We start from the raw sequence: 6061 nt of genomic DNA on the forward strand, positions 1-6061 counted from the left end.
CGAGGGCGAAGGAATCGGCCCGGCTCAGCCCGCGGCAAGCCCCCGGCTTACTGTCGGCTAACTGGCGACCCGGGTGTTTTCCGAGCGGTGCGCCTCGGCTGCCAGTTCGGCCAGCTGTTCGAGCCGCGTGCGCGCAAAGGCCTGCTGCTCGGTGATGGTCAGCTGGCCGCGCCGGTTACTCAGGAAGGTCACCGCCCACGACACCAGCGTGGTGAACTGATTCTTGAAACCGACCAGGTACACCAGGTGCAGCGCCAGCCAGGCCAGCCAGGCGATGAATCCGCTGAACTCGAGCGGGCCGACCTTGGCCACCGCGGAGAATCGGGACACCGTGGCCATCGAACCCTTGTCGAAGTACTGGAAGGGCTCCCGCTGCGCCGGGTCGGCCCCGCCCAGTTCGGCCTTGATCGTGCGGGCGACGTACTTGGCGCCTTGGATCGCGCCCTGCGCCACGCCCGGCACGCCCTCGACGGCGGCCATGTCGCCGATGACGAACACGTTCGGGTGTCCGGGAATGGACAGGTCGGGCAGCACCTTGACCCGGCCGGCGCGATCCAGTTCGACCGCCGACTGCTCGGCGAGGTCCCTGCCGAGCCCGCTGGCCGAGACCCCGGCCGACCAGACTTTGCACTGGGACTCGATGCGCCGGACGGTGCCGTCGGCGTCCTTGACCGTGATGCCGTTGCGGTCCACGTCGGTGACCATCGCACCCAGCTGGATCTCCACGCCCATCTTTTCCAGCCGCGCGGCCGCCCGCCGTCCCAGCTTGTCCCCGAACGGCGGCAGCACCGCGGGGGCGGCGTCGAGCAGAATCACCCGGGCCTTGGTCGAGTCGATGTGCCGGAACGCGCCCTTCAACGTGTGTTCGGCCAATTCGGCGATCTGACCGGCCATTTCGACGCCGGTGGGACCGGCCCCGACGACGGTGAACGTGAGCAGCTTCTTGCGGCGCTCCGGATCCCGGGAACGCTCGGCCTGTTCGAAGGCGCTCAGAATGCGCCCGCGCAGCTCCAAAGCGTCGTCGATCGACTTCATGCCGGGCGCGAACTCGGCGAAGTGGTCGTTGCCGAAGTAGGACTGGCCCGCGCCGGCGGCGACGATGAGGCTGTCGTAGGGGGTTTCGTAGGTGTGGCCCAGCAAGTCGGAGACGACCCGTTTGTTGGCCAGATCGATGTGGGTGACGTTGCCCAGCAGCACCTGCAGGTTGTGCTGGTCGCGCAGCACCACCCGGGTGGCCGGGGCGATCTCTCCTTCCGAGATGATCCCCGTGGCCACCTGGTACAGCAACGGCTGGAACAGGTGATGGCTTGTGCGGGCGATCATCTTGATGTCGACGTCGGCTCGCTTCAGCTTCTTTGCCGCGTTGAGTCCGCCGAATCCCGATCCGATGATGACGACTCGGTGCCGACGATTGGCTCCAGCTGTACCTTCTGGCTGGGGGCTCATATGTATCCGCTGCTCCTGAGGGGCTCCTTGACGCGCAATTCCGGTTCGCTGAACACGGTAGTCACAGGAGTACCCCCAAACCCAAACCGCAAGCGTGTGCGATCAACCACACGAAGCGCATTTCCTCAGGTTACGGGACGTGATACTCGTCATGCCGGGCGCCGGCGGCGCGACCGTTCCGGCAGGCCCTCTACAGGCAGGACCTCTACAGGCCCAAGATCGGGCGCAGCGCCTCGCCGGCCGCGGCGATCACGCCGGGTGAGCAGAACGGCATGTTGATGATCAGGCTGTCGATGCCCGCGTCGAGCACGTTCGTCTTGAGTTGCTCGGCGACCGATTCGGCACCGCCGACCACCATCCGCCGGCTCATCTCCGGGGGAATCTGGTCGGGTTTGGCATTCTTGTCGACGAGCGCCGTGACCAGCGTGCTGGTTTCCAGCGTGGCGGGGTCGCGCCCGATCTCCTCGCACCGCTGGCGCACCACCTGCACCTTGCGCGGCAGCTCGTCGAACCCGGCGATCACGTTGAGGTGGTCGAAATGGCGCGCGGCCAACGGGATCGTCTTCTTCTCGCCGCTGCCGCCGATCATCAGCGGGATGTGGTCGCGATAGCGGGGATTGGCCAGCGCCTCGGTGGCGCGATACCAGGTGCCCGAGAAGGTCGGTCGCTCGCCCTTGAGCATCGGCAGGATGATCTGCAGCGCCTCGTCGAGCCGGTCGAACCTGTCGGTGAAGGTGCCGAACTCGAAGCCCAGCTGGTCATGCTCGAGTTCGAACCAGCCGGTGCCGATGCCCAGGATGGCCCGGCCCCGGCTCACCACGTCCAGCGTGGTGATGGTCTTGGCCAGCAGGGTGGGATTGCGGTAGGTGTTGCCGGTCACCAGGGTGCCCAGTTGCACGCGCTCGGTGGCGGTGGCCAGCGCCCCCAGGGCGGTGTAGGCCTCCAGCATCGGCTGGTCGGGCGAGCCCAGCATGGGCAGTTGGTAGAAGTGGTCCATCACGAACACTGAGTCGAAGCCGGCCGATTCGGCCTCGCGGGCCTGGGCGATCACGGTGGGAAAGAGCTGATCCACCCCGGTGCCGTAGGAGAAGTTGGGAATCTGCAGACCCAGTCGTATAGCCACGCCAGTTACCGTAGCGATCTACCCGCGGTGGGGAGACCGGCGGGTCGCACCAACCCCAACGGGCTCAGACGAACTGGGTCAACGCGCCGTGACTCACGTGCAGGGTCTGGCCGGTGATGTGGCGGGCCGCCGGGGTGGTGAGGAACAACGCCAGGCGACCGAACTCCGCCGCGACCGGCGGGGGCGTGCGCGACAGGCCGTCGTAACCGGCCTGGGCGCTGCGCCCGCACGCGACGGCGTTGACCGTGATGCCGCGCGTGCCGAAGATGCCGGCCTGCCCGGCGACCCAGCTCGACAGCGCGGCCTTGATCGCGGCGTCGATGCTGCCGGCCGGGGGGTTCTCCGTCACCATGCCGACGATGGAGCCGCCGGAGCGCAGGTGGTCGCCGACGGCCTGCACGGTCAGCACCGCCGACAGCACCGTCGCGTCGAGGGCGGCGCGCCACGCGTGCGCGGTGTCGGCGATCGAATAGGTGCGCGGGTCGGCGGCGTCGTAGGACGGCACGGGCACGTTGACGATGGTGTCCAGGTGCTGGGGGAAGAGCCCGCGGGCCTCGTCGAGGCTGGCGGGGTCGGTGGTGTCGCAGACGATCGCGTCCACGTCGAGTTCCTTGGCGGCGATCTCGACGTCGCTGCGGCGTGCGCCCACCAGCGTCACCTTGTGTCCGGCGTCGCGGAAACCCTCGGCGACTGTGCGCCCCAACTCGGTGTCCCCGCCGGTGACCAGCACGTCCACTGGCATGACCTCCTCGTGTTCACCGTCGAACCCAGATCCGGAGCCCGTGCCCGCAGCCCTGGTTCCGGCGCCTGAGATTCAGCCTATGTTACTGGACGGTAGCTAGCCAGTGAAATCCCCGACGCCGCGACGCGCGGGCAATTTCGGTAACTATGCGGCCATCACGGCAACCCCGCCCGGACGCGCGCCGCCGCTTTTGGTTCACCCGTACGTCCGGTCGGCTTCACGGCTTGTCTGGTGTCGGCGGCGCCGCTCGGATGCGGGGTGAGATCGGCCTCGGGTCCGTCGGCGACGCCGCCGGTCTCGAGTTCGCCGGTTCCTCGGAACCGGCGACGCAGCCGACCCGGGCCGCCACCGCCGACGCCTGCGCCGCGGCGGCCGCCACGCAGATACACACGGTCGCCAACGCGGGACTGCTGGCCGGCGCCGCGAGAAACTTCGCCGCGAACACGCTGGTGCCCGCCGGGTTACCAGGTGCTCCCACCAAGAGCAGCCCGCTGAACCAGGATGAGCCGAGCCGCCTTTCGGACTTGATACCCCCAGGGGTACCCTGGGAAACGTCGCGCCGCAGCACCGTTGTGGCCTGGTCCGACCGAGGAGCATCAATGGCACGAGTCGTCATCCTGGGCGCTGGTATCGCGGGACACACCGCCGCGCTGCACCTGCGTCGGTGGCTGCCCCGCAAGCACGAGGTCGTCGTGATTTCCCCCAACGCCGACTGGAACTGGATCCCGTCGAACATCTGGGTCGGCGTCGGCCGCATGGAAGCGGACAAGGTGCTGATTCCGCTGAAACCGATCTACGACCGCAAGGGCATCATCTTCCATCAGGCCCGCGCGACCGCGATCCGTCCCGAGGGGACGGGCGGCGAGGCGGCGCCGACGGTGGACTTCACCTATACCGACGCCGAGCGCAACGGCCAGACCGGCTCCGTGGTGTATCACTACCTGATCAACGCCACGGGCCCGCAGCTGAACTTCGCGGCCACGCCCGGCCTGGGCCCCGACGGGCACTCGTACTCCGTGTGCACGGCCGACCACGCGATCGAGGCGTCCGCGGCGTTGCACAAGGTCATGGCCAAGATGCGGGCCGGCGAGAAACAGCGCCTGGTCATCGGCGTGGGGCACGGCACCTGCACCTGCGAGGGAGCGGCGTTCGAATACGCCTTCAACGTCGAACACACGCTGCGGACGGCCGGTCTGCGCGACATGGCCGAGATTTTCTACCTCACCAACGAATACGAGCTCGGCGACTTCGGCGTCGACGGCATGCAGTTCGAGGAGCAGGGCTTTCTCCAGTCCAGCCGGATGTGGACCGAGTCGCTGTTCCGTGAGCGCGGCGTCAACGCCATCACCCAGGCGGCCGTGCACGAGGTGATGGAAGGCAAGCTGCGCTACGAACAGCTCGACGGCAAGGAGCACGACCTGGACTTCGACTTCGCGATGCTGCTGCCGCCGTTCAAGGGCGTTCCCCTCGCCGCCTACGACAATGCCGGCAACGACATCACGTCCAAGCTGTTCGCGCCGTCGGGGTTCCTCAAGGTCGACGCCGACTACTCGGGCAAGCCGTACGACGAGTGGTCCGCCGAGGACTGGCCCCACACCTACGAGTCCCCGGCGTACCGGAACATCTTCGCCCCGGGCATCGCGTTCGCACCGCCGCACCCGATCTCCCGGCCGCGCAAGAGCCCCAACGGCACGGTGATCACCCCGAGCCCGCCGCGCACCGGCATGCCGTCGGGGATCATGGCCAAGACGGTCGCCGAAACCATCCGGGACCGCATCAAGCACCCCGACGCCGCCGCCCACCGCGCCTCGATGGCGACCATGGGCGCGGCGTGCGTCGCCTCCGCCGGGTCCGGACTGCGCGAGGGGTCGGCCGCCGCGATGACGATGTTCCCGGTCGTCCCGGACCCGAAGAAGTACCCGCAGACCGGCCGCGACATCGCCGGCACGTCCGGCGAGCTCGGTCTGGCCGGGCACTGGATCAAATTGTTGCTGCACTACATGTTCATCTACAAGGCCAAGGCGAGGCCGTTCTGGTGGTTGATCCCCGAGTGAAAGGCGGTCCGATGACTTCCATGGACAGTGAGAGCGTCGACTCAGAGGTGAACGTACGGACCGCCGAACGGATCGCCGGTGCGCCGCTGCCCACCAGGTCGAAGCTGCGCATGCGGCAGAACCTGCTCGTGCAGTTCTGGCGTTTCACCAGCATCAATCTCAAGATGATGCGGATCATCTTCAGCGGTCACCACTGACCCGTCGCCGGCGTTGAGCCGGCTGCAGCTTCGCGCGGCGGTGCCGGTGCGCGGTCGGGACCAGCCCGACGGCGCGCCCGGCCTGACCGCTCGGGTCACCGTCGCGGCCGCCGCGGAATCGGGGCTGACCCCCTGGGAACGGGTGTGGTCCGGCGTCAAGGCCGACGAGGTGGCGCCATACCCGGCGCCGCAGCGACGTGCCGGGTGAGCGGGCCGGCGCGCTGGTCGGTTGTCGCATCGGCAACAGGCGAAAAGCCGCACCACATTGTCAGCAAGCCACACTTGCGTCACAGCCGTAACGCGGTAGGTTCGTCGCCATGGATCGGGAGGACCTGAACTCAACGCGTCGCGGGGGACTGTGGGCCACGCTGGCGATCGCGGCCGTGACCAGCGCCGTCACGATCGCGTTGCCGGCGACGTCGCACGCCGATCCGGAGCCCGTGCCCCCGGCCCCGGCCACCACCGCCGCGCCCGCACCCGCGCCGGGGGACCCCAATGC

6 protein-coding genes and 1 pseudogene are annotated in these 6061 nt (G+C 68.4%); 4 read left to right on the forward strand and 3 right to left on the reverse strand.

Annotated features, from left to right (window positions below; translation table 11 throughout):
* Window positions 1-57 precede the first annotated feature (57 nt).
* The 3 genes from FPZ47_RS02360 to FPZ47_RS02370 all read right to left on the reverse strand — a co-directional run bounded on the left by FPZ47_RS02360 (window position 58) and on the right by FPZ47_RS02370 (window position 3311).
* The gene (locus FPZ47_RS02360; RefSeq protein ID WP_144947458.1) at window positions 58-1446 is read right to left on the reverse strand and encodes an NAD(P)/FAD-dependent oxidoreductase; all 1389 of its coding nucleotides are present in this window, start codon (window positions 1444-1446) and stop codon (window positions 58-60) included.
* Between the two features lie 205 nt (window positions 1447-1651).
* Window positions 1652-2569 carry an LLM class F420-dependent oxidoreductase gene (locus tag FPZ47_RS02365; RefSeq protein WP_144947461.1) on the reverse strand — a complete coding sequence of 306 codons (918 nt, stop codon included), beginning with the start codon at window positions 2567-2569 and terminating at the stop codon, window positions 1652-1654.
* A gap of 64 nt (window positions 2570-2633) precedes the next feature.
* The gene (locus tag FPZ47_RS02370; RefSeq protein WP_144947464.1) at window positions 2634-3311 is read right to left on the reverse strand and encodes an SDR family oxidoreductase; all 678 of its coding nucleotides are present in this window, start codon (window positions 3309-3311) and stop codon (window positions 2634-2636) included.
* 251 nt (window positions 3312-3562) lie between these two features.
* On the opposite strand from FPZ47_RS02370, the gene FPZ47_RS02380 reads away from it, so the two are divergent.
* The 4 genes and pseudogenes from FPZ47_RS02380 to FPZ47_RS02395 all read left to right on the forward strand — a co-directional run.
* A complete protein-coding gene (locus FPZ47_RS02380; RefSeq protein ID WP_281291736.1) occupies window positions 3563-5365 on the forward strand; it encodes an NAD(P)/FAD-dependent oxidoreductase in 1803 nt (600 codons plus the stop codon).
* A gap of 11 nt (window positions 5366-5376) precedes the next feature.
* On the forward strand, window positions 5377-5562 hold the full coding sequence (locus FPZ47_RS02385) for a hypothetical protein (protein WP_144947473.1): 186 nt from the start codon (window positions 5377-5379) through the stop codon (window positions 5560-5562).
* Between the two features lie 13 nt (window positions 5563-5575).
* Window positions 5576-5770 (forward strand): hypothetical protein, encoded by a 195-nt coding sequence (locus FPZ47_RS02390; protein WP_144947476.1) that lies wholly within the window; start codon window positions 5576-5578, stop codon window positions 5768-5770.
* A 109-nt stretch (window positions 5771-5879) separates the two neighbouring features.
* Window positions 5880-6061, forward strand: a pseudogene (locus FPZ47_RS02395) (alanine and proline-rich secreted protein Apa); the annotation flags it as partial.

The sequence above is a fragment of the Mycobacterium helveticum genome (assembly GCF_007714205.1).
Classification (GTDB): Bacteria; Actinomycetota; Actinomycetes; order Mycobacteriales; family Mycobacteriaceae; genus Mycobacterium; species Mycobacterium helveticum.